Origin of the sequence: Stutzerimonas stutzeri (assembly GCF_019090095.1) — a bacterium.
Lineage (GTDB): Bacteria > Pseudomonadota > Gammaproteobacteria > Pseudomonadales > Pseudomonadaceae > Stutzerimonas > Stutzerimonas stutzeri_AN.
The window spans coordinates 805,217-830,749 of record NZ_JAGQFP010000001.1 but is presented as its reverse complement, the minus strand read 5'-3'; the positions used below and the strand labels follow the sequence as shown (position 1 = coordinate 830,749).

Annotated in this window: 22 protein-coding genes; 12 read left to right on the top strand and 10 right to left on the bottom strand. The window is 62.0% G+C overall.

All coding sequences use genetic code 11. The annotated features are described in order from the left end of the window. Window positions 1-422: 422 nt before the first annotated feature. Window positions 423-1,379 carry a LysR family transcriptional regulator gene (locus tag KVO92_RS03520; RefSeq protein WP_217474294.1) on the bottom strand — a complete coding sequence of 319 codons (957 nt, stop codon included), beginning with the start codon at window positions 1,377-1,379 and terminating at the stop codon, window positions 423-425. A gap of 97 nt (window positions 1,380-1,476) precedes the next feature. Between KVO92_RS03520 and KVO92_RS03515 the strand changes: the two genes are divergently transcribed. Together KVO92_RS03515 and KVO92_RS22585 are read left to right on the top strand one after the other, a co-directional pair. Further along, window positions 1,477-2,688, top strand: a complete 1,212-nt coding sequence (locus KVO92_RS03515; protein WP_217474293.1) for an MFS transporter — start codon at window positions 1,477-1,479, stop codon at window positions 2,686-2,688. A 606-nt stretch (window positions 2,689-3,294) separates the two neighbouring features. Continuing rightward, entirely contained in the window at window positions 3,295-3,621 is a 327-nt protein-coding gene (locus tag KVO92_RS22585; RefSeq protein WP_254621272.1) for a hypothetical protein, read from the top strand. 334 nt (window positions 3,622-3,955) lie between these two features. Here the strand turns inward: KVO92_RS22585 and acnB are convergent, their stop codons facing one another. Continuing rightward, the gene (acnB, locus tag KVO92_RS03510; RefSeq protein ID WP_217474292.1) at window positions 3,956-6,565 is read right to left on the bottom strand and encodes a bifunctional aconitate hydratase 2/2-methylisocitrate dehydratase; all 2,610 of its coding nucleotides are present in this window, start codon (window positions 6,563-6,565) and stop codon (window positions 3,956-3,958) included. Between the two features lie 404 nt (window positions 6,566-6,969). On the opposite strand from acnB, the gene KVO92_RS03505 reads away from it, so the two are divergent. Continuing rightward, entirely contained in the window at window positions 6,970-7,437 is a 468-nt protein-coding gene (locus KVO92_RS03505) for a DUF1289 domain-containing protein (RefSeq protein WP_217474291.1), read from the top strand. Between the two features lie 43 nt (window positions 7,438-7,480). Here the strand turns inward: KVO92_RS03505 and KVO92_RS03500 are convergent, their stop codons facing one another. Continuing rightward, window positions 7,481-8,344, bottom strand: a complete 864-nt coding sequence (locus tag KVO92_RS03500) for a universal stress protein (protein ID WP_217474290.1) — start codon at window positions 8,342-8,344, stop codon at window positions 7,481-7,483. A gap of 173 nt (window positions 8,345-8,517) precedes the next feature. On the opposite strand from KVO92_RS03500, the gene KVO92_RS03495 reads away from it, so the two are divergent. After that, complete coding sequence (locus KVO92_RS03495; protein WP_217474289.1) at window positions 8,518-9,123, top strand: tRNA-(ms[2]io[6]A)-hydroxylase; 606 nt, start codon at window positions 8,518-8,520, stop codon at window positions 9,121-9,123. Between the two features lie 5 nt (window positions 9,124-9,128). On the opposite strand, the gene lpxH is transcribed toward KVO92_RS03495, so the two are convergent. Both lpxH and KVO92_RS03485 read right to left on the bottom strand, forming a co-directional pair. Next, window positions 9,129-9,851 (bottom strand): UDP-2,3-diacylglucosamine diphosphatase, encoded by a 723-nt coding sequence (gene lpxH, locus KVO92_RS03490; protein ID WP_217474288.1) that lies wholly within the window; start codon window positions 9,849-9,851, stop codon window positions 9,129-9,131. Between the two features lie 5 nt (window positions 9,852-9,856). Then, window positions 9,857-10,351, bottom strand: coding sequence for a peptidylprolyl isomerase (locus tag KVO92_RS03485; RefSeq protein WP_217474287.1), 495 nt, complete (start codon window positions 10,349-10,351; stop codon window positions 9,857-9,859). A 375-nt stretch (window positions 10,352-10,726) separates the two neighbouring features. On the opposite strand from KVO92_RS03485, the gene KVO92_RS03480 reads away from it, so the two are divergent. Beyond that, the gene (locus KVO92_RS03480; protein ID WP_217474286.1) at window positions 10,727-12,397 is read left to right on the top strand and encodes a glutamine--tRNA ligase/YqeY domain fusion protein; all 1,671 of its coding nucleotides are present in this window, start codon (window positions 10,727-10,729) and stop codon (window positions 12,395-12,397) included. Beyond that, window positions 12,397-13,782: a cysteine--tRNA ligase gene (gene cysS / locus KVO92_RS03475; RefSeq protein ID WP_217474285.1), complete on the top strand. Its 1,386-nt coding sequence runs from the start codon at window positions 12,397-12,399 to the stop codon at window positions 13,780-13,782. The genes KVO92_RS03480 and cysS overlap by 1 nt, the downstream gene beginning before the upstream one ends. A 64-nt stretch (window positions 13,783-13,846) precedes the next feature. On the opposite strand, the gene KVO92_RS03470 is transcribed toward cysS, so the two are convergent. From KVO92_RS03470 to KVO92_RS03450, 5 genes are all read right to left on the bottom strand, one after another. Then, entirely contained in the window at window positions 13,847-14,926 is a 1,080-nt protein-coding gene (locus KVO92_RS03470) for an ABC transporter permease (protein WP_217474284.1), read from the bottom strand. After that, the gene (locus KVO92_RS03465) at window positions 14,923-15,861 is read right to left on the bottom strand and encodes an ABC transporter ATP-binding protein (RefSeq protein ID WP_217474283.1); all 939 of its coding nucleotides are present in this window, start codon (window positions 15,859-15,861) and stop codon (window positions 14,923-14,925) included. The genes KVO92_RS03470 and KVO92_RS03465 overlap by 4 nt, the downstream gene beginning before the upstream one ends. Then, on the bottom strand, window positions 15,854-16,807 hold the full coding sequence (locus tag KVO92_RS03460) for an HlyD family secretion protein (RefSeq protein WP_217474282.1): 954 nt from the start codon (window positions 16,805-16,807) through the stop codon (window positions 15,854-15,856). Before KVO92_RS03460 ends, KVO92_RS03465 begins: the two co-directional genes overlap by 8 nt. A gap of 1 nt (window position 16,808) precedes the next feature. Then, complete coding sequence (locus KVO92_RS03455; RefSeq protein WP_217474281.1) at window positions 16,809-17,447, bottom strand: TetR/AcrR family transcriptional regulator; 639 nt, start codon at window positions 17,445-17,447, stop codon at window positions 16,809-16,811. An 87-nt stretch (window positions 17,448-17,534) separates the two neighbouring features. Beyond that, complete coding sequence (locus KVO92_RS03450; protein WP_217474280.1) at window positions 17,535-19,376, bottom strand: sigma-54-dependent Fis family transcriptional regulator; 1,842 nt, start codon at window positions 19,374-19,376, stop codon at window positions 17,535-17,537. A gap of 219 nt (window positions 19,377-19,595) precedes the next feature. Here KVO92_RS03450 and KVO92_RS03445 point away from each other — a divergent pair, with 219 nt between their 5' ends. From KVO92_RS03445 to KVO92_RS03420, 6 genes are read left to right on the top strand one after another with little or no spacing between them, the layout of a single operon-like run. Continuing rightward, complete coding sequence (locus KVO92_RS03445) at window positions 19,596-20,678, top strand: ABC transporter ATP-binding protein (protein WP_217474279.1); 1,083 nt, start codon at window positions 19,596-19,598, stop codon at window positions 20,676-20,678. Window positions 20,679-20,689: 11 nt separating this feature from the next. Beyond that, window positions 20,690-21,787, top strand: coding sequence for an ABC transporter ATP-binding protein (locus KVO92_RS03440; RefSeq protein ID WP_217474278.1), 1,098 nt, complete (start codon window positions 20,690-20,692; stop codon window positions 21,785-21,787). Beyond that, window positions 21,784-22,647 carry a carbohydrate ABC transporter permease gene (locus KVO92_RS03435; protein WP_217474277.1) on the top strand — a complete coding sequence of 288 codons (864 nt, stop codon included), beginning with the start codon at window positions 21,784-21,786 and terminating at the stop codon, window positions 22,645-22,647. Before KVO92_RS03440 ends, KVO92_RS03435 begins: the two co-directional genes overlap by 4 nt. Window positions 22,648-22,660: 13 nt before the next feature. Next, complete coding sequence (locus KVO92_RS03430) at window positions 22,661-23,461, top strand: carbohydrate ABC transporter permease (protein ID WP_217475416.1); 801 nt, start codon at window positions 22,661-22,663, stop codon at window positions 23,459-23,461. A gap of 9 nt (window positions 23,462-23,470) precedes the next feature. Beyond that, window positions 23,471-23,743: a DUF2160 domain-containing protein gene (locus KVO92_RS03425; RefSeq protein WP_217474276.1), complete on the top strand. Its 273-nt coding sequence runs from the start codon at window positions 23,471-23,473 to the stop codon at window positions 23,741-23,743. Window positions 23,744-23,786: 43 nt separating this feature from the next. After that, window positions 23,787-25,526: an ABC transporter substrate-binding protein gene (locus tag KVO92_RS03420; RefSeq protein WP_217474275.1), complete on the top strand. Its 1,740-nt coding sequence runs from the start codon at window positions 23,787-23,789 to the stop codon at window positions 25,524-25,526. Window positions 25,527-25,533: the final 7 nt, after the last annotated feature.

Genomic DNA, 25,533 nt, shown 5'->3' with positions numbered 1-25,533 from the left:
TTCGGTTTGGGGCGTTTTTTTGGGGCAAATCGCAATCTGCTCATCTCTGCCCAGTCACCTTCGCCATCGATCCAGCGGCCATAGCGAGCCAGTAGGATCTGAATCGAATGGCCGAGTTGTTTGGCGATGAAGGCAGGGGTCATCCCAGCCATCAAGCGTGTGGTTGCGTGTTGTGAGGCACGCATTGTACGGAGGATGGGAGCGAATCCCTAGTGACTTCGACGATGAAGGCTACCTGTGACCAAACGCGTCGATCGGCGGACGCAGGTGTCGGCCCGCGCGGGTCCGGCGCACTGCTGGTGTTTCCGCTAGCTCGGGGCGCCGTCATGCGGTGCCCGAGTGCGTCTGGGCGAGCGCATCGGCGCTCGGCATGAGGGCAGCGAATCGCCGGCGACGCGACGATAACGTGTGTTGCGTGGCTTCTACCTGTCGCCAGTGCCGACTGACCCTGTGTTCGACAGGCCGACGAGGTTCGGCATGCGTTTGCGTATCAGCTCGGAAAACAAGCGTAGCTTGGCGGGATAGCTGCGCGCGTGGGGATAAATCAGGTAGACGGGCAACGGCGCGGCCTGCCATTGCGGTATCAATTGGACCAGGCGCCCTTCGGCAATGTCTCGCGCAACCACCCAGGCCGAGCTGACGCAAGCCCCCAGTCCTGCCAGCGCTGCACTGCGCAAGGCGTACAGACTATCGGTACTCATCCGTGGGTGGATCGAAAAACGATGGGTGCGCTGATCGGCCAGACAGGTCAGCACGACCTCATCGGTGTAGTAGGTCCGCAGCGCCAACCAGGGTAGTCGTTGCAGGTCTTCGGTTGATGCCGGGGCGGCGTCGCTGCCCAGGAGTGCCGGTGCAGCAACGACGATCCTGGGTACTTCACCGAGGCGGATGGCCACCACCGAAGGGTCGTCTACGTTGCCCACCTGGATTGCACAGTCGATCCCCTCGGCGGTGAAATCGGGCCTGCGGTCATGCAGCACCCACTCGACGCTCACGTTTGGATACTGCCGCAGGTATTCGCCAAGCGGCGAAATCAGCTGGTCCTGACCAAACGCGTGCGGCACCTGGACACACAGCTTGCCGCGCGGATCGTCACGCGCTCCCAGCAGCTCGGCTTCCATCTCTGCCCAGCGCTGCAATACATCCTGGGCGTAGGCGTAGCAGCGCTCGCCGTCACCGGTGAGTTGCATGCGATGTGTGGAGCGGTTGATCAGTTGCAGCCCAAGCGACCGCTCCAAGGCCTGGAGCCTGCGGCTGACCGTAGGTTGGCTGGTGTTCAGTTGCGCGGCAGCGGCCGACAGGCTGCCGGCATCGACTATGCGAACGAACGTTCGCAGCAGTTCGATGCGATCCAGGCCGGGTACTAGCAGCTCGTTCATGCATGTCGCGTATTACAGATTTGCTTTTCAGCCTACTACAGGCAGCCGCTATGCGAGAACAGAATGATTCCACCGTAACTTACATGGAATCTTCGCAATGACCGCTGCTCAGAAATCTGCTGTGTTCGATGGAGGAGGGGCTGCGCTTTCGAACGGCCTCGTTCTGTTGCTGGCCACGGGTGCCGGGCTCAGCGTGGCGACGCTGTATTACGGCCAGCCGATACTCGGTGTTCTGGCGCAAGACATCCAGGCCGACGAGCGCACGGTCGGCATGATCCCGATGCTGACTCAGCTCGGCTACGCCCTGGGGATCATGTTCCTGGCGCCGCTGGGGGATCGCTACGATCGCCGGAGAATCATTCTGGCCAAGGCCTTGGTGCTCACCCTTGCCTTGCTGCTCAGCAGTGTCGCGCCCGGTGTCGGCACCTTGCTCGCCGCCAGCCTGGCGATTGGCGTCGCGGCCACGATGGCTCAGGACATCGTGCCGGCTGCCGCGACACTGGCGCCGGACGCGCAACGTGGAGCCGCTGTGGGCACCGTCATGACCGGGCTGCTGCTGGGCATCCTTCTGTCGCGCGTATTGAGCGGGGTGATAGCCGATCAATTCGGTTGGCGGGTGGTGTACGGCGTCGCGGCTGTATCGGTCGCTCTGGTCGCCGCCAGCGTCTGGCGCGGGCTTCCGCGGTTTGCGGCGACCACATCCCTGGGGTATCGCGAGCTGGTCGGGTCGATGGTGAAACTCTGGACGCAGTATCCGGCGTTGCGTCGTGCAGCCTTGGCCCAGGGGCTGCTGTCTATCGCGTTTAGTGCCTTCTGGTCGACGCTCGCGGTGATGCTGCACACCCGTTTCGGCCTGGGCAGTACCGCCGCTGGCGCGTTTGGCCTGGCGGGGGCTGCGGGTGCGCTGGCGGCGCCGCTGGCTGGTCGCATGGCTGATCGACATGGCCCGGCGCGGGTGACCTGGCTGGGGGCGGCATTGACTGCCGCCTCCTTCGCCGCGCTGGGGCTGGTTGCGGTGGTGCCGGTCGAAGCACAGTTGGGGTTGATCGCGGTTGCCGCGGTCGGGTTCGACTTTGGTATCCAGGCAACCCTGGTTGCGCACCAGGCGATTGTCTACGGCATTGACCCACCGGCCCGCAGCCGGCTGAACGCGCTGCTGTTCACTGGCGTGTTCATCGGCATGGCGACCGGCGCCGGATTGGGAAGCCTGGCGCTGGGTCAGTGGGGCTGGAGTGGGGTGGTGGTGCTGGCAACCGTCGCGTCGATCGGCGCGCTGGGTATTCGATTGATGCCGGTGGCAAGACGTTGATCGCGATCGTGGTGAGCGGGGCGGATATGGAGGCGGAGCGTTATCGCTCCGCTTTCGCTTTTATAACGGCTCCTTTTTTCTTTTCGTCGATGCGCCGTGCTCTCCACGTGGGGAGATCACAACGGCGGGCGGCCTGCCAGCGATGCGAATGGCCTGAAGCATGCCGCTGCGAGGAGCCGCCAAGGCTGTCGTAGAACTGCCCTTTATCCACAAATCCTGTGGATAAAGGTGTGAGCAGAATCTGGATGATCGTCGCGAGCGCTCGCCAGGCGGGGCGTAGCCACAGATCGCCGAGTTTTTGCTCAGTTCGAAAAGTCTTTAGCAATCAAGGTATTAGACTTGCGCGACGGCATGGAGCCAAAGGCCCGAAGGACAGGGGCATTAGCTGGGTCGTAATGTGCATAAGAATGTCCGGTCAAGCACCTTATACGGCATATTTGCCGCTACCTTTCCCAACACCTGCGGATAGCCGTGCTTCCGACAAGCCAGATCGCTGGTCGTGTCGCATGTTCAGCCCAGGCCTCAAACGCTCAGCGCGAGGCTTGCCCCATTTTCCATCCCCAACCATGTAGAATCCCGCGCCCCAAAAACTGAGGAGACAACACGTTGGTCATTCATTACTCCGTGGCCCAAGGGAATATCGCGTGTGGGCGCGTTGGTTCGAGCCTGAATCGCTCCGAAGATGCGGCCGAGGTATCGTGCAAACTCTGCCTTCGCTCTGTTGAAAAGAAGGCCGACGAACCGGTGCGCAAGACACCGACCCTTGCGGAACTGAGAGCGGCGGCAAAAATGGCGAAGGCTGAGCGAGTCACGGTTGCAACCGCCCAGGCGCCATCGAAGGGTGCAGTCCGCGCGGAATGGCGGCAACGCCTGGAGCAGCTGCCAGGGCGAAACCGGCTTCCCCGAGGCTGTGCCCGGCAGACATTCATCTAATAGGCGCGTGCGGGCTGCATGGTCTGGTGAAGGGCAGGCTATTCCAGCCCGCCTCTGGCCCCGTTCCCGCGCGAACGGGTCCGGCGAACGAGTAGGGTGGCCGGTCAAGTTGGCCAAGGCCTCCCGAACGGCTTTGCCGGTGGCACTACAGGCTGCGACGGCCCGCTACCGGAAGAAGCAGATCGCGCTCACTGGACGCGGCGTCGCGGTGGGGGTCGTTGGCCCCGTTTGGCGCGTAGAAAAGCAAACGCCCCGAACCAGTCGGGGCGTTTGTTCCATCGTCTGCACTCATCAGACGGGGTTAGCCGTCCGTGAGGCGGATGGGGTCAGCACATCAGACCGCAACCACATCGATTTTCGCCTTGGCCGCTGATTCGCGGAACTCAGCGATCTGATCGAAGCTCAGGTAGCGGTAGACATCCGCCGCCATGGTATCGATCTGGGCAGCGTAGACCATGTACTCCTCGACGGTCGGCAGGCGACCAAGAATCGAAGCGACCGCTGCCAGTTCGGCGGAGGCCAGGTACACGTTGGTCGCGTCGCCCAGGCGGTTGGGGAAGTTACGGGTCGAGGTGGAGACCACGGTCGAACCGGTTTCCACGCGGGCCTGGTTACCCATGCACAGCGAGCAACCCGGCATTTCCAGGCGCGCGCCAGCGCGGCCGTAGATCCCGTAGTAGCCTTCCTCGGTCAGCTGATGCTGGTCCATCTTGGTCGGCGGGGACAGCCACAGGCGGGTCGGCAGCGAGCCTTCGACCTTGTCCAGCAGCTTACCGGCGGCACGGAAGTGGCCGATGTTGGTCATGCACGAACCGATGAAGACCTCGTCGATCTTCTCGCCCTGAACGCTGGACAGCAGGCGAGCGTCGTCCGGATCGTTCGGCGCGCAAAGTACCGGCTCGGTGACTTCGGACAGGTCGATCTCGATGACTTCGGCGTACTCGGCGTCGGCATCGGCAGCCAGCAGCTGCGGGTTGGCCAGCCACGCTTCCATCGCCTGAGCGCGGCGCTCGAGGGTGCGCGCATCGCCGTAGCCTTCGCTGATCATCCAGCGCAGCAGGGTAATGTTCGACTGCAGGTACTCGGCAATAGCCGCTTCCGGCAGCTTGATGGTGCAACCGGCAGCGGAGCGCTCTGCGGAAGCGTCGGACAGCTCGAACGCTTGTTCTACGGTCAGCTCGTTCAGGCCTTCGATCTCGAGGATGCGGCCGGAGAAGATGTTCTTCTTGCCCTTCTTCTCGACGGTCAGCAGGCCCTTCTGGATGGCGTAGTAGGGGATCGCATGGACCAGATCGCGCAGGGTGATGCCAGGCTGCATCTTGCCCTTGAAGCGAACCAGTACCGATTCCGGCATATCCAGCGGCATCACGCCGGTGGCAGCGGCGAAGGCAACCAGGCCGGAACCGGCCGGGAAGGAGATGCCCATCGGGAAGCGAGTGTGCGAGTCACCACCGGTACCGACAGTGTCCGGCAGCAGCATGCGGTTCAGCCAGCTGTGGATGATGCCGTCACCTGGACGCAGGGAAACACCACCGCGGGTCATGATGAAGTCCGGCAGGGTGTGATGGGTAGTGACGTCGATCGGCTTCGGATAAGCCGCGGTGTGGCAGAACGACTGCATGACCAGGTCGGCAGAGAAGCCCAGGCAAGCCAGGTCTTTCAGCTCGTCGCGAGTCATCGGGCCGGTGGTGTCCTGGGAGCCGACGGTGGTCATCTTCGGCTCGCAGTAGGTGCCCGGACGCACGCCTTTGCCTTCCGGCAGACCGCAGGCGCGACCCACCATCTTCTGGGCCAGGGTGTAGCCCTTGTTGCTCTCGGCCGGCGCTTCCGGCTTCTTGAACAGGTCGGACGGGCCCATGCCCAGCTCGGCACGTGCTTTTTCGGTCAGGCCGCGACCGATGATCAGCGGAATACGGCCGCCGGCGCGTACTTCGTCGAGCAGAACGTCGGTTTTCAGCTGGAAGGTGGTGACCAGCTCATCGCTGCCGTGGCGACGGACTTCGCCCTTGTACGGGTAGACGTCGATCACGTCGCCCATGGCCAGATCCGAGCAATCGAACTCGATCGGCAGGGCGCCAGCGTCTTCCATGGTGTTGTAGAAGATCGGCGCGATCTTGGTACCGAAGCAGAAGCCGCCGGCACGCTTGTTCGGGACGTTCGGGATGTCGTCACCGAAGAACCACAGCACCGAGTTGGTAGCGGATTTACGTGAAGAACCGGTACCGACCACGTCGCCAACGTAGGCAACCGGGAAGCCCTTGGTCTTCAGCTCTTCCATCTGCTTGAGCGGGCCAACCGAACCGGGGACGTCGGGGTTGATGCCGTCACGAGCCATTTTCAGCATGGCCAGGGCATGCAGCGGGATGTCCGGACGGGACCAGGCGTCTGGCGCCGGGGACAGGTCGTCGGTGTTGGTTTCGCCAGCGACCTTGAAGACCGTCAGGGTCACTTTTTCAGCGACCGGGGCGCGGTTCTTGAACCACTCGCCTTCGGCCCAGGATTGCAGAACGGCCTTGGCATTGGCGTTGCCAGCCTTGGCTTTCTCGGCGACGTCATGGAAGGCGTCGAACATCAGCAGGGTGTGCTTCAGTTGCTGCGCCGTGGTATCGGACAGTTCCGGGTCGTCCAGCAGTTCGACCAGCGTGACGATGTTGTAACCGCCTTGCATGGTACCCAGCAGCTCGACGGCGTGTTGCTTGCTGATCAGCGGCGAGGAGGCTTCACCCTTGGCGATGGCGGCCAGGAAGCCGGCCTTGACATAGGCGGCTTCGTCCACGCCCGCCGGAACGCGGTTAGTGATCAGATCGAGGAGAAATTGTTCTTCGCCAGCTGGCGGATTCTTCAGAAGTTCGACCAGGCCTGCGGTCTGCTCGGCGTTCAGCGGCTGGGGCACGACGCCCTGGGCGGCACGCTCTTCTACGTGTTTGCGATAGGCTTCAAGCACAGTTTTATACCCTCATCATTGGTCCCTTGGGTGTCTCGGGACGCGCATCCGGAAGCTGTTTTCAAAGTTTTACGCCGGGTTTGAATGCCGGGTGCGCAGGTTAGAGGGATCTGCGCACCCGGCGGATAGCCGGTCAACTGTGCTCGTGACGCTTTGAAAACAGCTTCTTGCGGATTGTGGCGCCTAAAACGGCGGGCTGATTCTACTGGAACGGGCCCGTAAAGTTAAGTGAAGCGCCACGGCAGTCCGAAAGCGACCTCTACGAACCCCTGCGCGCTCGGACGGCAGAAGCCCGCTGAGTCTGGGCATTTGCGGCCCTTCTGGCGGTTCGATCCGGATTGGCTCGTGACCCGGCTTGGACAAAAGTCTAAGATGCAGCGCCGTGTTTCGATCCATCGCCCGTCATGTCAAATCAGCGAATCAAAACGCCTTGCGTAGGCCTTTGCTCGACCGTCTACGGCGATGTGGTTTGCCGTGGCTGCAAGCGATTTCATCATGAAGTGGTGAACTGGAATGGCTACAGCGAGGAAGGCAAGCGCGCGGTCTGGCATCGCCTGGAGGTACTGCTCGCACAAGTGATGGCGGCAAAGCTGGAAGTGTTCGATGCGCCGTTGCTGCGCCAGCAACTGGAAAGTCGGCAGGTCCGTTTCGTTGCCGAGCAGTCGCCGTACTGCTGGGCCTATCAGCTCATCGCGCGAGGCGCGCGAATGATCCAGCAACTCGAGGCGTACGGCGTCGCCCTGTTGCCGGAATTTCGCGAATGGTCGTTACCTGAGCTCCGCGACGCGATCGATCGGGAGTTCTTTCTCCTGTCCGAGGCGCACTATCACCGTTATATCACGCCGCAGTTCCTCGAAGGTACAGCGGGGTAGGGATCCGCCTTGCGTGGCAGGCGGATCCTGCGCGGTGATTGGTCTAGCGACGGGCGACAAGGTCTTCGAGGTGATCGATGATGTCGTCCGGTTTGAGCACCAGGACATCGCTTTCCAGCGTATCCAGGACGACCTCGGCGGTGTTGCCCATCAGCGCGCCGGAAAAACCGGTGCGGGCAACCGTCCCGATCACCGTCACGACCGCCTGCAGCTGGTGACAGACCCGAGGTATCAGGGCGTCAGCCGGACCTTCTTCGATATGCAGCTGCCCATCGGGGATGCCGTATTCCACCTGGAACTCCTTGCAAGCGTTCCGATAGCGTTGCTCGATGGTGTCCTTGAGTTGAAACGCGGGATCTGCGGCCGAGAGCATTGCCGAGGGATGAGCGCTGATGACGTGCAAGGTGCCTTCCGCAAGCGCTGCAATTTCATGGCCATGGTTGATGATGCTCGAGTGCAGCGTACGGTGCTCGATGTCGGCATTCCCGACGTCGACCGCGGCCAGAATGTTGCCGCCGGTCCATGGCGCCTCGGTCTTGACCATCAACACCGGACACGGGCAGTAGCGCAACAGCTTCCAGTCATCGGGTGTCAGCAGGGCTCGCTTGAGTGGGTTGTCGGCGACATGCTGCTTGATGACCAGACCGCAACCTTCGGCTTGCTGAGCCGCGATGATCGTCTGATGCAGGTTCTCATGCCAGTCCTGGCGGGTGGTAACCACGTGGCCTTGCCCTTCGAGCTCCGCGCGTAAGCCGTCGAGATACTGGCTGTGATCCTGGCGCGTGTCGCAGACCAGCAGATGGAGCCGGGACTGGCTGACGCTGGAGATCAATCGTGCGCGTTTCAATGCCAGGTTTTCCGGCAGGTTCGGGTCGATTACCACGAGGATACAGCGTAAGGCTTGCATGATCGGCTCCGGTTCAAGGATCAATTGAGTTCACTATAGACAAGGCCATCGCGACGGCCAGTGATCCACATCAACCGCCACTGGCCGTCCGCTGTCGGACTCGTATAATGCGCGGCGTGCGGTCGCCGTTGCGTTGGCTGACGTGTCCATTTCCCTTATGAATACCAGGACTCATGCTCCCCGAATTGAATGAATTCCTCGGCTGCGCCACGCCGTCAAGCTGGGTCGACGTCGCGCTGCGCCATCAGGACGTGATGCTCATCGATCACGGCAACTGCGAAAAGAAGGCGGCCGGTGCGGCCTTTCAGCTGATGTTCCGCTATGTCGACAAGCCCGATCTGCAGAACAAAATGTCGCGGCTGGCGAGGGAAGAGCTTCGCCACTTCGAACAGGTGCTGTCGATCATACGCAAGCGCGATATCGCGCTGCGCAACATCGGCTCATCCCGCTACGCTGCCGGATTGAGGGAACTGGTCCGCAACCATGAACCCTATCGGCTTACCGATACCCTGGTCATCGGAGCGTTCATCGAAGCACGTTCTTGCGAGCGCTTCGCGATGCTGGTGCCGCATCTGGACGAAGAGCTGGGCAAGTTCTATCACGGCCTGCTGAAGTCCGAGGCACGGCATTTTCAGGACTATCTGAAACTGGCGTATCTCTATGGCGAGGCGGCCGATATCGACGCGACCATCGTGAGGGTGCGTGAGCGCGAGCGCGAGCTGATCGAAAGCCCGGATCATGAGTTTCGCTTCCACAGCGGCGTGCCGAGCGCGGCCTGATGTTTTCAGCTCAGGGCGAACGGAGCCTGGTTGAAGCCTGATTCGTCGACCTGCAAAGCCCAGCCCTGGCGATCCCAATCGCCTAGCACGATGCGTCTGGCCGGCTGCCCATCCACGTCCAGCGCGTGAATGAACGGGCGGTGGGTGTGGCCGTGAATCAGCGTGCGGACCTGGTGGCGCCGCATGATCCTGACCACCTCTTCGGGCGTTACGTCGACGATGTCGCTGGCTTTCATGCGGGTTTGCAGCTTGCTGCTCGAGCGCAACTTCTGGGCGAGCTGCTGGCGTTTGGCAAGCGGAAGGTGATGCAGGATGAACAGGCTGACAGGGTTACGCAGCCAACGCCTTAAACGCATGTAACCCTCATCGCGGGTACACAGGCTGTCGCCATGGGTGAGCAATACCCGCTCGTTACCGAGCTCGGCGACGTACGGGTCGGGCAGCAGGGTGCACCCGGCCTGGCGGCAGAACGCCTTGCCGATCATGAAATCACGGTTGCCGTGCATCAAATAGATACGAGTCCCGCGCTGGCTCAAGGCGTTCAGCGCATGGGCGATCTGCTGCTGGTAGGCCGTCATGCCGTCGTCACCCACCCAGACTTCAAAGAAGTCGCCGAGGATATAAAGCGCTTCGGCCTGGGCTGCACGGGTCTCGAGAAAATGAAGAAACGCCCGAGTGAGGTCCGGGCGTTGTTCTTCGAGGTGCAGGTCCGAGATCAGCAGGATCAACGTGCTTACTCGACGATCTCGGCTTTCTCGATGACCACGTCTTCAACCGGCACGTCCTGATGCCCCGATTTCATCGTGGTCGGCACGCCCTTGATCTTCTCGACCACGTCCATGCCCTCGACCACTTCGCCGAACACGGCGTAGCCCCAGCCCTGCACGGTCGGCGCGGTGTGATCGAGAAAGTCGTTGTCCTTGACGTTGATGAAAAACTGCGCGGACGCCGAATGCGGCTCCATGGTACGTGCCATCGCCAGGGTGCCGGTCTTGTTGGAAAGCCCGTTGTTGGCCTCGTTCTTGATCGGGGCGCGGGTGGTCTTCTGCTTCATGCCTGGTTCGAACCCGCCACCCTGAATCATGAAATTGCTGATCACACGGTGGAAGACAGTGCCGTCGTAGTGGCCGCTCTTCACGTATTCCTTGAAGTTCGCGGTCGTCTCCGGGGCTTTGTCTTCGAACAGCTTGACGGTGATGACGCCATGGTTGGTGTGGAGCTTGATCATTGGAAGCCTTCCTTAAATAGCAGCGGGGAAATTCGTGCCGCGACGGTGCAACCGGCGCCCGGCGAGCGTGATGTCACTGTCGCGCGGCTGCGCGCTTAACGCTGTCAGGGGGTTGACGGGTCCGCTATGATAGGCGCTTTGATTTGGTCGGCCTACCCTGAGAGAGCGTTTACAAACAACCGAGCTCGGCCATGCCGCGTTGAAATCAGCCTCGACTGTTCATGTACCTTCGTGCATTGCGCTCGTCGACTGATTGATTCGCGGCGCTCACCCTTCGGGCCAGCCTTTGGCTGTTACTCCCGATGGTCGTTGCGCCTTGCCCGACTAATTTGTAAGCCACTCTGAGCCGCACACTCGCAGATCGTTAAGGACATCATGAGCAAGCCTGAGACTACCGCAGCCACTAATTTTCTCCGTCCCATCGTCCAGGCCGACCTGGAATCGGGCAAGCATGCCAAGATCGTCACGCGCTTTCCGCCTGAGCCCAACGGTTACCTGCACATCGGTCACGCCAAGTCGATCTGCCTGAACTTCGGCCTGGCCAAGGAGTTCGGTGGCGAGTGCAATCTGCGCTTCGATGACACAAACCCGGCCAAGGAAGACCAGGAATACATCGACGCCATCAAGAGCGATGTCCAATGGCTCGGCTTCCAGTGGGCTGGAGAGGAGCGTTATGCCTCCAACTACTTCGGTCAGCTGCACGATTGGGCCATCGAGCTGATCAAAGCGGGCAAGGCCTACGTATGCGACCTGACGCCTGACCAGGCGCGGGAATACCGTGGCAGCCTGACGGAACCGGGCAAGAACAGTCCGTTCCGTGATCGCTCGGTGGAGGAGAACCTGGATCTGTTCGCGCGGATGAAGGCTGGCGAGTTCCCGGACGGCGCCAAAGCGTTGCGCGCAAAGATCGACATGGCTTCGCCGAACATGAACCTGCGTGATCCGATCCTTTACCGGATCCGCCACGCGCATCATCACCAGACCGGCAACGACTGGTGTATCTACCCGAGCTATGACTTCACCCATGGCCAGTCGGATGCCATCGAGGGCATTACGCACTCGATCTGCACGCTGGAATTCGAAGACCACCGGCCGCTGTACGAATGGTTCCTGGAGAACCTGCCGGTGCCGGCGCGCCCGCGTCAGTACGAGTTCGCTCGGCTCAACCTGAACTACACCATCACCAGCAAGCGCAAGCTCAAGCAGCTGGTCGACGAGAAGCACGTCAGCGGTTGGGATGATCCGCGCATGTCGACACTCAGCGGCTATCGCCGGCGCGGCTATACGCCCGCGTCGATCCGTACCTTCTGCGACATGATCGGCGTGAATCGCGCGGGCGGAGTCGTCGATATCGGAATGCTCGAATTCGCCATTCGCGAAGATCTGGACGCCAACGCGCCACGCGCCATGTGCGTGCTCAAGCCGCTGAAGGTCGTCATTACCAATTACCCAGAAGGTCAGGTCGAGCAGCTCGAATTGCCTTGCCACCCCAAGCAGGACATGGGCGTACGCCAGTTGCCGTTCTCCCGTGAGCTCTACATCGATGCCAGCGATTTCGAAGAAGTGCCACCGGCCGGCTTCAAGCGCCTGATCCCAGGCGGGGAAGTGCGCTTGCGCGGCAGTTACGTGATCCGTGCTGACGAAGCGGTGAAGGACGCGCAGGGCAATATCGTCGAGCTGCGTTGCTCTTACGACGAAAACACGCTGGGCAAGAACCCGGAGGGCCGCAAGGTCAAGGGCGTCATTCACTGGGTTCCGGCCGCAGAAAGCGTCGAGTGTGAAGTGCGTCTGTACGACCGCCTGTTCCGCTCGGCCAACCCGGAGAAAGACGAGGAGGGCGGCAGCTTCCTGGACAACATCAACCCCGAGTCGCTGGTCGTGCTCAAGGGTTGCCGCGCCGAACCGTCGCTGGCTACCGCCCAGGCCGAGGATCGTTTCCAGTTCGAGCGCGAGGGCTACTTCTGCGTGGACCGCAAGGACAGTCGCCCCGACGCGCTGGTCTTCAACCGTACCGTGACGCTGCGTGATTCCTGGGGAGGCCAGTGATGGCGCTGTCGATCTACAACACCCTGACCAAGGCCAAGGAGCCGCTCAAGCCCCTGGTCGGCAACCAGGTGCGCATGTACGTCTGTGGCATGACGGTCTATGACTTCTGCCATATCGGCCATGCGCGGGTCATGGTGGCATTCGACGTGGTATCGCGCTGGTTGCGCCAGAGCGGTTACGAACTGACCTACGTGCGCAACATCACCGACATCGATGACAAGATCATTCGCCGGGCGCAGGAAAACGGCGAAAGCTTCGACGCGCTGACCGGGCGGATGATTGCCGCCATGCACGAGGACGAAGCCAGGCTCAATGTACTGCGGCCCGACCTCGAGCCGCGTGCCACCGACCACATCGCCGGCATGCACGAGATGATCCAGACCCTGATCGACAAGGGCTATGCCTACGCGCCGGGCAATGGCGACGTCTATTACCGGGTCGGCAAGTTCGCAGGTTACGGCAAGCTGTCGCGGCGCAAGATCGAGGACCTGAAGATCGGCGCGCGCATCGAAGTCGACGAAGCCAAGGAAGATCCGCTGGATTTCGTGCTTTGGAAAGCGGCCAAACCGGGCGAGCCGAGCTGGGAGTCGCCGTGGGGAGCGGGGCGTCCAGGCTGGCATATCGAATGCTCGGTGATGTCCACCTGCTGCCTGGGTGAGACCTTCGATATCCATGGCGGCGGGCCCGACCTGGTGTTCCCGCATCACGAGAATGAAATCGCGCAGAGCGAGGCTGCAACCGGCAAGCAGTACGCCAACGCCTGGATGCACGCAGGCGCCGTCCGTGTCGATGGCGAGAAGATGTCCAAGTCGCTGGGCAACTTCTTCACCATTCGCGAGGTGCTGGAAAAGTACCAGCCCGAAGTGGTGCGTTACCTGTTGGTGTCGAGCCACTACCGCAGCCCGATCAACTATTCCGAAGACAGCCTGAAAGAAGCCAAGGGCGCGCTCGAGCGTTTCTACCAGTCCTTGCGGGGCTTGCCCGAGGCGGCGCCCGCGGGTGGTGAAGCCTTTATCGAGCGGTTCTCGGCGGCCATGAACGATGACTTCAATACGCCGGAAGCCTGCGCAGTTCTTTTTGAACTGGCCCGTGAGGTCAACCGGCTGCGGGCGTCCGATCTGCAAGCCGCCGCTGGCCTGGCAGCCCGTCTCAAGGCGCTGGCCGAACCGCTGGGTGTGCTGCAGCTGGAGCCGGACGACTTCCTGCAGGCCGGCGCTGCCGGCAAGGTGGACGCCGCTCAGGTAGAGGCGTTGATCGCAGCTCGACTGCAGGCGCGCGTCGAGAAAAACTGGGCCGAGTCCGACCGTATCCGCGATCAGCTCACTGCCATGGGGGTGGTGCTGGAAGACGGCAAGGGCGGGACCACCTGGCGGCTGGCTGACTGATAGCCGTCGACGACAAAGGCCGCTGCGTGCGGCCTTTGTCGTTTTCGGGATCCGGCGAGCACTGTCAATCCAGACGCTTCTGAATACGCGACACCGAAAGCGCCAGCAGGATGGCGCAGAACACCAGCAGCCACAGGGCCTCGTTCCACAGGTCGCCCATGCCTGCCGCGCGCAGCATGATGCCGCGGGTAATGCGTAGATAGTGGGTCAGCGGCAGGAACTCGGCGATCCACTGGGCTGCTTTCGGCATGCCGGCGAAGGGAAACATGAACCCCGACAACAGGATCTGCGGCAGGAAGGTGAAGAAGGCCATCTGCATGGCCTGAAACTGGGTACTGGCCATGGTGGAAAGAAACACGCCAAGCGACAGGCTGGCGACGATGAACAGCAGCGAGGCGCCATAGAGTTCCCACAGCGAGCCTCGTACCGGTACGGCAAACAACCAGTGACCGACGACGAGGATGACGCTGACCTGAATCAGGCCAATGCCCACGAAGGGCAGGACCTTGCCGATGGTCAGCTCCCAGGGCGACACCGGCGTGGCGATCAGCAACTCCAGATTGCCGCGCTCGCGCTCGCGTACCAGGGCGACCGCGGTGAACAGCACCATGGTCATGGTCAGAATCACGCCCAAAAGCCCGGGCACGGTATTCAGCGGTGCCAGGCGCTCCGGGTTGTAGAAGTTGACCACCTCGACCGCTTGGCGATGACCCCAGCCCGGCAACGGGTAGGACGCCAGTTGGCGGGTGGAGGCTTGCACGCTCTGGTCGGAGCCGTCGACCACCAGCTGCAGCGGAGGCCGGTCTTTGCGCTGCAGGCGTGCATCGAAGTCCGCGGGGACTACCAGGGCTGCGCTGATCCGGCCCTCACGTAGCAACTGGTTGATCTGCTGCGGGCTGTCCAGGTGGTAGCGCAGGTCGAGCACCTGGCTGGAGGCCAGCTCGGCGATGGCTTCGCGGGAGCTGTAGCTATTGGCCTGGTCGAGCACCGCTGCCTGGATGCCGCGCACGTCCATATTGATGGCGTAGCCGAACAGCACCAACTGCAAGAGCGGGATGCCGGCGATCATGGCGAAGGTCAGCCGGTCACGGCGCAGCTGGCGCAGCTCCTTGAGCACGATGGCGCCCAGCCTGCGCAAGTTCATCGCGTGGCCCCCTCGGGCTTGTGGGTGACGCTGACGAAGACATCTTCGAGGTTGGCTTCACCATCCCTCAGCTGCGCTGGGATACCGGCGCGCGCTAGGGTGGCAGCGATATCCTCCTGCGCATCGCCCCCACGGCAGAGGACGCGGAGCACGGCGCCGATCTGCGCCATCGCGAGTACCTTGGGCTGCCCTTCGAGGGCCCGTTGGGCTTGCCGCGGTTGGCTGCAGTCGATCAACAGCGGGTGGCTGGGTAGAGCGTCCATCAACTCGCGCGGGCTGCCGTCGGCCACCAGCCGGCCGGCGTCGAGAATGCCCAGGCGGGTACAGCGCTCTGCTTCATCCATGTAGTGCGTGGAGAGCAGCAGCGTGGTGCCGGCATCGGCCAGTTCGAACAGCGAGCCCCAGAATTCCCGGCGCGATTGCGGGTCCACGGCGCTGGTGGGTTCGTCGAGCAACAGCAGGTCGGGTTCGTGCAGCACCGCGCCGGCCAGTGCCAGGCGTTGCTTCTGCCCGCCACTCATGGTCCCCGCCATTTGCGAACGTTGATCGGTCAGCCAGTAGCGCTCCAGCAAGTGCTCGGTACGCTGGCGGGTTTCCCGGCGGCTCAGGCCGTGGACAGCGGCAAGGAACTGCAGGTTTTCCATGACGGTAAGGTCGTCATACAGGGAAAACTTCTGCGTCATGTAGCCGATGCGACGCTTCAGTGCTTCGGCGTCTCGAGGAATCTGGTAGCCGAGTACTTCGACTTCTCCCTCGCTGGGCTGCAGCAGACCGCAGAGCATGCGAATAGTGGTGGATTTGCCACAGCCGTTGGGTCCGAGGAAACCGAACACTTCGGCCCGGCGCACGCTGAGGTCGAGGTGATCGACAGCGGTCAGCGTGCCGAAACGCTTGCTCAGGCCTCGGGCGCGTATCACCAGCTCGTCATTATTCATCATTCAACCGTTGCGCCCGTAGTGGCAGGCCAGGCGGTAGCCGCTGCGCCTCGGCGCCTTCCAGTGCCAGTTCGGCGCGGTAGGACAGGCGGCTGGCGTCGTCACCGGTGAGCGCATAGTAGGGGGTAAAGCTCGCTTCGCTGCGAATGCTGCGTACATGAGCGGTAAACGGCTGGGCGATGCCTTCAACCCAGACGTGCAGGCTGTCGCCAATATGCATTCGTGCACGCTGACTCGCGGGAATGAATACGCGAGCATAGGGCGCAGGGCCCACCAGCAGACGGACCAGCTCGGCCCCGGCAGGCGGCTGGTCGCCTGCCTTGAACGGCAAGGCATCCACCAAGCCGGCACGGGGCGCGCGCAGGCTGAGATGCTCACGGGTGATCTGTAACTCGGTCAGGCTCGCCCGTGCAGCATCGAGTGCAGCGGCGGCTTGCTCCAGGCGCTCCGGCCGCGTGCCGTTGGTCAGCTCGCTCAGTTGCGCCTCGGCTCTGCGCACCGAGGCCGTTGCTTGATCCCGAGCGGCTCGAGCCCGATCCAGCTCGGCGACGGCCACCTGTTTGCGTTGATAGAGCGCAGCGATGCGCTGAAAGCTCCGTTCGGTATCGGTCTGTTCTGCGCGGCTCCTGGCCAAGTCGGCGCGCGCCGCTTCGATGGTTTCACGGCGAGCGCCGTTGGTCAGTTCGGCCAGTTGCGCGGAAGCCTGTTCGACTTGGCTGTTGGCCTGTGCGAGGCGAGCATCCTGCCGGCGAGGGTCCAGTTCCAGCAGTAACTGGCCGGCCTCCACGCGATCGCCTTCGGTCACCTTCACGCTAAGGATGGTTTCCGAGGCTTCGGCGGGCAGGCTGATCGGATCCCATTCCAGCGTGCCGAGTAACCTGTCGCTCTTGTCTTCACAACCGAGCAATCCGAGAAGCAAAAGCCCAACAAGCATCAGGCGCTTCATGTCAGACCTCCATGCCGCGTTCCAGCAGGGCCAGGGTATGGCTGACCAGTGCTTCGTGGCCGATGTCTGGATTGGCGAATATGCCGCGCCAGATCGGCTCGGCTGCATAGGGCAGCAGGGTCACGCCTATCAGGGACACCACCAGCAGTCGTGGGTCCAGCGCCGGATTGAGGGTGCCCCGCGCCTGGGCGGCAGCGAAGCGCTGGGCCAGCAGCAACGGCACCATGGGTGCGATCCGGGTGGTCAGCTGGGCGCGCAGCAGGCCACCCTCGCAGAGGATTTCGCGCACCCATAAAGGAGGGAGCCACGGGTTGCGGCGCACCATCTCGCTGACGCTGCAAACGAAGGTGCGAACTAGCTGGTGCGGGTCGTCCATTGGACGCAGCTGTTCGGCGATATGAGCAACCAGTGGCAGAAAGCGTTCCTCGACCATGGCCTCGACGAGCTGCTGCTTGTTGCCGAAATAATAGTTGAGCAAGGCGGGCGTGACCCCGGCCGTAGCCGCGATCCTGCGCAGGCTAGCCGCCTGGATGCCGCTATCGGCGAACGTCCGGGTGGCGACGTCGAGCAGCTGATCGCGCTGCACCTGCTTGGACGCAGCCGGGCGGCCGGCGGTACGGGGTTTCGTGTCCTTGGGCATATTTAATTAACCGACTAATTAATTTTCTGATTAAAGCATCGTTTGCGCGACCACGCCAGGTGCTCGACGAATCAGATCAGGCGTCGGCTAGACCTTCAGTCCTTGCTCACGCAGGCGTTTGTACAGCGTGTTGCGGCTCATGCCCAGGTTGCGGGCCAGGTGCGAGATGTTGCCGCGACAGGCATGGTAATGGCTGGCCAGATCGTCGTTTGGCGGGGCGCTGGTTTCCGCGGTGCCCGAGCGCGGCGGGTCCGGTTCGCGTTCCAGGTCTTCAAAGAAGTCATCCGGCAGGTGCTCGGGGCGGATTGGCTGGTCGTCGGCCAGGGCCAACGCGACCTGGATGACGCTGCTCAGCTGGCGAAGGTTTCCCGGCCAGGGATGGCGGTCAAACAGGCGCTGCACCTCGGCACTCAGTCCGGCCCATTGCCGGGGTTCCCGGTATTGCTCCCAGAGTCGCTGGAACAGCGCCTGTTTGTCGTGACGGGCTCGCAACGGAGGCAGTTCGACGTTGAGTCCGCTGACGCGATAGAACAGGTCCTGGCGAAAACGACCGCTCTCGACTTCCTGGCGTAGCGAGCGGTTGGTTGCGCAGATCAAGCGAAAATCGACCGCAAAGGGCTCTGCGCCACCGAGCGGCTGAACGCTGCGATCCTGCAGCACGCGCAACAGACGCGCCTGGAGACTCAACGGCATATCGCCTATCTCGTCGAGAAACAGCACACCGCCGTCGGCTTTGCGAATCAGCCCCAGGCTGCCTTTCTGGTGTGCACCGGTGAAAGCGCCTTTCTCATAACCGAACAGCTCGGATTCGATCAGTTCAGCGGGAATCGCCGCACAGTTGACCGCGATCAGCGGCGCCGTGGCGCGGGAGCTGGCGGCGTGCAGCGCCTTGACCAGCACCTCCTTGCCGACCCCGGTCTCGCCGTGGACCAGAATCGGGATGTCCTTCTCCAGCATGAGTTGCGCCTGGCGGAACACCTTGCGCACCTGAGGATCGCCTTGTTCGATAGCGACCGCGTCGACAGGCTGTTTCACGGGGCTGGCGGTACGAAAGTCCCGCGGCTGGATACGCGGCTGGCGCGGGCGCCGTACGCTACCGTGGAAGCGATGCCGCCCCAGCGCGAGCAGGCGCATGGGCTGGTCTTCCGGCTGATTGAGCAACTGCAGCAGCGGGACGTCGAACAGGCTGTCGATGCGTGAACGCGTGATCGAAAGACCCAGCAGGCTGTCGGCTCGCCGATTGGCCGATACGATCAACCCCGATTCATCGAACACCAGCAGCCCGGCCCACTGACTGTCGAGGTTGTCCTGCCCGGTATTGAAGGTCAGCTGGAAATAGTCGTCATGGAACAGGTTGAGAATGAGCCGGTTTTCCACCGACTGGCTCATCATCTTGACCATACCGAGGGTGTGCGACGGGGGCAGGTAGCTGTCGCTGGAGACGTCGAGTACGGCGATCAGCTGGCGTTGCGCGTCGAAGATCGGCGAAGCGGCGCCGGTCAGGTAACGGTTGGCCACCAGGAAGTGCTCGTCGCGCTGGATGTGCACCGCCTGCCCGCTGGCCAATGCGGTGCCGATTGCATTGGTGCCGGTGTCGCGCTCCATCCAGCTGGCGCCGGGCATGAATCCTCTTCGATGCGCGGGCTCGACGAAACGCCGGTCACCCCAGGATTCGAGCAGCTGGCCGGTGTTGTCGGCCAGCAGGATCAGGCAGCTCGAATTCGAAAGAATATTCTCGTAGTACGGCAACACTTCGCGCTGGGTGGTTTGCACCAGGCTGCGCTGGCGATCGAGCAGGGCGTTGATGTCCTGCTCGGTGGGTTCGCCAAAGCTTGGAACGCATGACGGATTCAGCCCGTAGCGTTCGCAGCGGTTCCAGGAATCCTTTACCAGGGCCTGATGTGACGTGGACGGAGCTGGGTCGGCCATGTTGCCTCTCTGTCGCTGCATCTTATTGTTGTTATGGGCGCGGCCATGAACGGCGCCCTGAACAGTCTTGTTCAGTTCTGTTCATTGTCAATGTTCAAAATTGTTCATTTTGAACACTTCGCAACATTGATTCCGTTATGAAACCGTACGCCGGAGCCTTTGCGTGAGACTGGCACGGATATCGCTCTGCCTTCTCCATAACAATGAGAGGAAGGCGGCATGTCCCTGATCCTGGAGCAGGTCACCAAGACGGTCGATGGCCAGCGGCATATCGACAACGCCAGCCTGGCGTTCGAGCCGGGCTCGTTCAACGTGCTGATCGGGCGCACCCTGTCGGGCAAGACCTCGCTGATGCGGCTCATGGCAGGGCTCGACAAGCCCACTGCCGGGCGCGTACTGATGAACGGCGCCGACGTGACGGGCGTCCCGGTTCGCAAGCGCAACGTCTCGATGGTCTATCAGCAGTTCATCAACTACCCCACTTTGACCGTGTTTGAGAACATCGCCTCGCCGTTGCGGCAGGCCGGTGTGAGCAAAGCCGAGATCAAGCGCAAGGTTGGCGAGACCGCCGAGATGCTGCACATCGAAGGGTTTCTCAAGCGTTATCCGCTCGAGCTGTCGGGCGGTCAGCAACAACGCACGGCAATGGCCCGGGCGTTGGTCAAGGATGCTGACCTGGTGTTGTTCGACGAACCGCTGGTCAACCTGGACTACAAGCTGCGCGAAGAGCTCCGGCAGGAGATGCGCGAGCTGTTCAGGACGCGTCGCAGCATTGCCGTCTACGCCACGACCGAGCCCAACGAGGCGCTTGCGCTCGGCGGTACCGCGACGGTGCTGCATGAGGGCCGTGTGATACAGAGCGGGCCGACCTCCGAGGTTTATCACCGACCCAGCCAGGTACTCAGTGCCGAGCTGTTTTCCGAACCGCCGATCAACCTGTTGCGCGGGCGAATTGCCGCCAACGAGGTCAGCTTCCAGGACAGCATGCACTTTCCCCTCAACGCGGATCTGCGTGGCCTGAATGAGGGTGAGTACGGATTCGGCGTGCGTCCGAGCCATATCGGCCTGGTGCCGTCCAACGACGACGACCTGGAAGTTTCCGGCGTGGTCGAGCTGGCCGAGATCAGTGGTTCGGAAACCTTCCTTCACGTACGCAACGAGCAGTTCAACCTGGTGCTGCACCTGCAAGGCGTGCACGACTATGCGGTGGACTCGCCCATCCGCGTGTACGTGCCGACGCACAAGCTGTTCGTTTTCGACGCCTCCGGCCAGCTGGCCCAGGCACCGACCCGGCGCGCCTGAGGAGCCACGACATGGCGGAAATACGCTTGCAGAACCTTGCTCACAGCTACAGCGCGCAACCGCGTGGTGCTGCGGACTATGCCATCAGGGAGATGGACCACGTCTGGGAGCAGGGCGGCGCCTATGCCTTGCTGGGGCCCTCCGGCTGCGGCAAGTCGACGCTGCTCAATATCATTTCCGGGCTGCTCAGCCCGTCCGAAGGCAAGGTGCTGTTCGATGCCCGCGAGGTGAACAGGATGACCCCCGAGCAGCGCAACATCGCCCAGGTTTTCCAATTCCCGGTCGTCTACGACACCATGACCGTGTTCGATAACCTGGCCTTTCCCCTGCGCAACCAGGGAGTGGCCGAGGCGCGGATCACCAGCAAGGTGCATGAGATCGCCGAGGTGCTCGACCTGCATCCGCTGCTTTCGCGCAAGGCGCGCAACCTGACCGCGGACGAAAAGCAGAAAGTGTCGATGGGCCGCGGCCTGGTCCGCGACGACGTATCAGCGATTCTCTTCGACGAGCCGCTGACGGTGATCGACCCGCACCTGAAGTGGAAGCTGCGGCGCAAGCTCAAGCAGATCCACGAGCAGTTCAACATCACCATGATCTACGTGACCCACGACCAGCTGGAAGCCTCGACCTTTGCCGACAAGATCGCCGTCATGCATGGCGGGCAGATCGTCCAGTTCGGCACACCGCGCGAGCTGTTCGAGCGGCCGCAGCACACCTTCGTCGGCTTTTTCGTCGGCAGCCCCGGCATGAACCTGATCGACGTCCGGGCGGAGGCCGGCGGTGTCGGCTTCGGCGATGTCCATCTGCCGCTTGCCGATACCCAGGTTGCCCGCCTTCCGGAGCTGGATGGTTGCCGCTTGCAAATCGGCATCCGTCCGGAGTTCGTTCAGATAAGCGCCGAGCCGGCAGCTTCAGGCATGCCCGCCGAGGTGGTGCGGGTCGAAGACCTGGGCACCTACAAGATTCTTACGCTGCGCCTGCAAGGCCTGTTGATCAAGGCCCGTCTACCTGAGGATCAGGCCGTTCCGACAGCCAACGCCTGGGTCGGCTTTCCGGCGCAGTGGTTGATGCTGTACGCCGATGATCGACTGGTGGAGGACAAGGCATGAACAAGGTTCAGGACAACCGAGCCTGGTGGCTGGTGCTGCCGGTGTTTCTGCTGGTCGCCTTCAGCGCCATCCTGCCGATGATGACGGTGGTGAATTATTCGGTGCAGGACATCTTCGATTCTTCGACGCGGTTCTTCGTCGGCGCGGACTGGTATCGCCAGATCCTCCACGATCCGCGCCTGCATGATTCGTTGTTGCGGCAGTTCATCTTCTCCGGCTGCGTGCTGTTGATCGAGATTCCGCTGGGTATCGCCGTAGCTTTGACCATGCCGACCCGCGGCCGCTGGGCGTCGCTGTGCCTGATTGTGATGGCGATTCCGCTGTTGATCCCGTGGAACGTGGTCGGGACGATCTGGCAGATCTTCGGGCGCGCCGACATCGGCCTGCTGGGTTACAGCCTTCGTGAGCTGGGCATCGATTACAACTATGCGTCCAACACCCGCGATGCCTGGGTAACCGTGCTGGTGATGGACGTCTGGCATTGGACCTCGCTGGTGGCGCTGCTCTGCTACTCGGGGTTGCGCGCGATTCCGGATGCCTACTACCAGGCGGCTCGAATCGACCGCGCCTCGAGCTGGGCGGTGTTTCGCTACATCCAGCTGCCCAAGCTCAAAAGCGTGCTGCTGATCGCCGTGATGCTGCGCTTCATGGACAGCTTCATGATCTACACCGAACCCTTCGTGCTCACCGGCGGCGGCCCCGGCAATGCCACGACCTTCCTCAGCCAGACGCTGACGAAGATGGCTGTCGGGCAGTTCGATCTCGGCCCGGCCGCAGCGTTTTCGTTGATCTACTTCCTGATCATCCTGCTGGTGTCCTGGCTGTTCTACACGGCCATGACCCACAGCGACCCGAAGTGAGGAGGGCGCCATGCTGAATCTGCGCAAGCGGCTCGTTCTGATGCTCTACATCATCTTCCTGATGGTGCCGATCTACTGGCTCATCAACATGTCGTTCAAGAGCAATACCGAGATCCTGGGTGGGCTGACCCTGTGGCCGCGCGACCTGACGCTGGATAACTATCGGCTGATTTTTACCGATCGCAGCTGGTACAGCGGCTACATCAACTCGCTGTACTACGTCTGCCTGAACACGCTGATTTCGCTGACGGTGGCCTTGCCCGCAGCCTACGCGTTTTCGCGCTTTCGCTTCCTTGGCGACAAACACCTGTTCTTCTGGTTGCTGACCAACCGCATGGCGCCTCCGGCGGTGTTCCTGTTGCCATTCTTCCAGCTCTATTCGTCGATCGGACTGTTCGATACGCACATCGCCGTGGCGCTGGCGCATTGCCTGTTCAACGTTCCACTGGCGGTGTGGATCCTCGAGGGCTTCATGTCGGGCGTGCCGAAGGAGATCGACGAAACCGCCTACATCGACGGCTACAGCTTTCCGAAATTCTTCGTGAAGATTTTCATCCCGTTGATTCGCTCGGGCATCGGTGTCACGGCGTTTTTCTGCTTCATGTTTTCCTGGGTCGAATTGCTGCTGGCGCGCACCCTGACGTCAGTCGATGCCAAGCCCATCGTTTCGGTGATGACGCGGACAGTATCGGCCTCCGGCATCGACTGGGGCGTGTTGGCTGCAGCCGGCGTCCTGACGATCCTGCCGGGCATGCTGGTGATCTGGTTCGTTCGCAATCATGTGGCCAAGGGCTTTGCCTTGGGCCGGGTATAGGAGCGCCGTATGAACTGGATGGCCTGGACCACCTTCACCGCAGTGTTCTTTTCGTGCATCGGCGTGATGCTGGTGCTGATGGGCACCTGGGAGCTGCGGCGACCTTGCGTATCGCGCAAAGGCTTTCTTCCCATCGTCACCACGCGTGGTGACCGATTGTTCATCGGACTTCTGGGCAGCGCCTATTGGCATCTTTTGCTGATAGGGCTGACCGACTGGAGCATCTGGATAGCGACGGTGCTATCTGTCGTCTGGTTGTTTGCAGTGATGCGCTGGGGTTGAACCGGTGCGGTTCTTCTCTCCGATAAAACCGAAGGAGGTGTGTATGTTCAAGAATAAAAACAACACCCGACATGGCATGGCGCTGACGGCCTTGCTGACGTTGTCTGGCATGGCAGGAACGGCATGGGCGGACGCTTACGAGGACGCGGCGAAGAAGTGGGTCGAGTCGGAATTCAATCCCTCGACCCTTTCGCCCGAACAGCAGATGGAGGAGTTGCGCTGGTTCATCAAGGCGGCTGAGCCGTTCCGTGGGATGGAAATCAATGTCGCCTCGGAAACCATCACCACCCACGAGTACGAGTCCAAGACCCTGGCGCGGGCCTTTAGCGAGATCACTGGCATCAAGCTCCGCCACGACCTGATGCAGGAAGGCGATGTGGTCGAGAAGTTGCAGACCCAGATGCAGTCGGGCAAGAACATCTATGACGGCTATATCAACGACTCCGACCTGATCGGCACGCACTTTCGCTACGGCAAGGCGGTGGCGATCAGCGACATGATCAAGAACGAGGGCAAGGACGTCACCTTGCCGACGCTCGACCTCGACGATTTCATCGGTATTTCCTTTACCACCGGCCCGGACGGCAAGCTCTATCAACTACCCGACCAGCAGTTCGCCAACCTGTACTGGTTCCGTGCCGACTGGTTCGAGCGTCCCGACCTGAAAAAGCAGTTCAAGGAACGCTATGGCTATGAGCTCGGGGTACCGGTGAACTGGTCCGCCTATGAGGACATCGCCGAATTCTTCACCAAGTATGTGGAGGAGATCGACGGGCAGCGTGTGTATGGGCACATGGACTACGGCAAGAAGGACCCTTCCCTGGGCTGGCGCTTCACTGATGCCTGGTTCTCCATGGCTGGCGCGGGTGACAAGGGGCTGCCTAACGGATTGCCGGTCGACGAATGGGGTATCCGTGTCGAAGATTGCCATCCGGTGGGCTCGAGTGTGGCGCGTGGCGGGGCTACGAACGGGCCGGCCGCGGTCTACGCCACGCAGAAGTACGTCGACTGGATGCGTCAGTACGCACCACCGGAGGCGCAGGGCATGACCTTCTCCGAGGCCGGGCCCGTGCCGGCGCAGGGTAATATTGCCCAGCAGATTTTCTGGTACACCGCCTTTACCGCCGACATGACCAAGCCAGGCTTGCCGGTCGTCAACGAGGATGGCACGCCGAAGTGGCGCATGGCTCCGTCGCCGAAAGGGCCGTACTGGGAGGAGGGCATGAAGCTCGGCTATCAGGACACGGGTTCCTGGACCTTCCTCAACTCGACACCGGAAAAGCGCCGGCTGGCCGCCTGGCTGTATGCGCAGTTCACCGTATCGAAAACCGTGTCGCTGAAGAAAACCCTGGTCGGCCTGACCCCGATTCGCGAGTCCGATATCAACTCGCAGGCCATGACCGATGCGGCGCCGAAGCTCGGTGGCCTGGTCGAGTTCTATCGCAGCCCGGCGCGGGTGCAATGGACACCGACAGGCACCAACGTGCCGGATTATCCGCGCCTGGCACAGCTCTGGTGGCAGTTCATCGCTGAGGCGGCCAGCGGTGACAAGACGCCTCAGGAAGCGCTCGATGGTCTTGCCGAGGCTCAGGACACCATGATGGCGCGGCTGGAGCGGGCCAAGGTGCAACCCAAATGCGGGCCCAAGATGAATGAGCCGCGCGAGGCGCAGTACTGGCTGGACCAGCCGGGCTCACCGAAACCCAAGCTGGAAAACGAAAAGCCGCAGGGCCAGACCGTCAGCTACGACGAGCTGATCAAATCCTGGGAGCAGGCTCGCTAGGCCAGCG

Excerpts from the sequence above, each read along its gene's own strand:
- KVO92_RS03520 (WP_217474294.1), bottom strand. The coding sequence starts at position 1,379 with ATGAACGAGCTGCTAGTACCCGGCCTGGATCGCATCGAACTGCTGCGA.
- KVO92_RS03515 (WP_217474293.1), top strand. The coding sequence starts at position 1,477 with ATGACCGCTGCTCAGAAATCTGCTGTGTTCGATGGAGGAGGGGCTGCG.
- KVO92_RS03505 (WP_217474291.1), top strand. The coding sequence starts at position 6,970 with ATGTCAAATCAGCGAATCAAAACGCCTTGCGTAGGCCTTTGCTCGACC.
- KVO92_RS03500 (WP_217474290.1), bottom strand. The coding sequence starts at position 8,344 with ATGCAAGCCTTACGCTGTATCCTCGTGGTAATCGACCCGAACCTGCCG.
- KVO92_RS03495 (WP_217474289.1), top strand. The coding sequence starts at position 8,518 with ATGCTCCCCGAATTGAATGAATTCCTCGGCTGCGCCACGCCGTCAAGC.
- KVO92_RS03485 (WP_217474287.1), bottom strand. The coding sequence starts at position 10,351 with ATGATCAAGCTCCACACCAACCATGGCGTCATCACCGTCAAGCTGTTC.
- KVO92_RS03480 (WP_217474286.1), top strand. The coding sequence starts at position 10,727 with ATGAGCAAGCCTGAGACTACCGCAGCCACTAATTTTCTCCGTCCCATC.
- cysS (WP_217474285.1), top strand. The coding sequence starts at position 12,397 with ATGGCGCTGTCGATCTACAACACCCTGACCAAGGCCAAGGAGCCGCTC.
- KVO92_RS03470 (WP_217474284.1), bottom strand. The coding sequence starts at position 14,926 with ATGAACTTGCGCAGGCTGGGCGCCATCGTGCTCAAGGAGCTGCGCCAG.
- KVO92_RS03465 (WP_217474283.1), bottom strand. The coding sequence starts at position 15,861 with ATGAATAATGACGAGCTGGTGATACGCGCCCGAGGCCTGAGCAAGCGT.
- KVO92_RS03460 (WP_217474282.1), bottom strand. The coding sequence starts at position 16,807 with ATGAAGCGCCTGATGCTTGTTGGGCTTTTGCTTCTCGGATTGCTCGGT.
- KVO92_RS03455 (WP_217474281.1), bottom strand. The coding sequence starts at position 17,447 with ATGCCCAAGGACACGAAACCCCGTACCGCCGGCCGCCCGGCTGCGTCC.
- KVO92_RS03450 (WP_217474280.1), bottom strand. The coding sequence starts at position 19,376 with ATGGCCGACCCAGCTCCGTCCACGTCACATCAGGCCCTGGTAAAGGAT.
- KVO92_RS03445 (WP_217474279.1), top strand. The coding sequence starts at position 19,596 with ATGTCCCTGATCCTGGAGCAGGTCACCAAGACGGTCGATGGCCAGCGG.
- KVO92_RS03440 (WP_217474278.1), top strand. The coding sequence starts at position 20,690 with ATGGCGGAAATACGCTTGCAGAACCTTGCTCACAGCTACAGCGCGCAA.
- KVO92_RS03435 (WP_217474277.1), top strand. The coding sequence starts at position 21,784 with ATGAACAAGGTTCAGGACAACCGAGCCTGGTGGCTGGTGCTGCCGGTG.
- KVO92_RS03425 (WP_217474276.1), top strand. The coding sequence starts at position 23,471 with ATGAACTGGATGGCCTGGACCACCTTCACCGCAGTGTTCTTTTCGTGC.
- KVO92_RS03420 (WP_217474275.1), top strand. The coding sequence starts at position 23,787 with ATGTTCAAGAATAAAAACAACACCCGACATGGCATGGCGCTGACGGCC.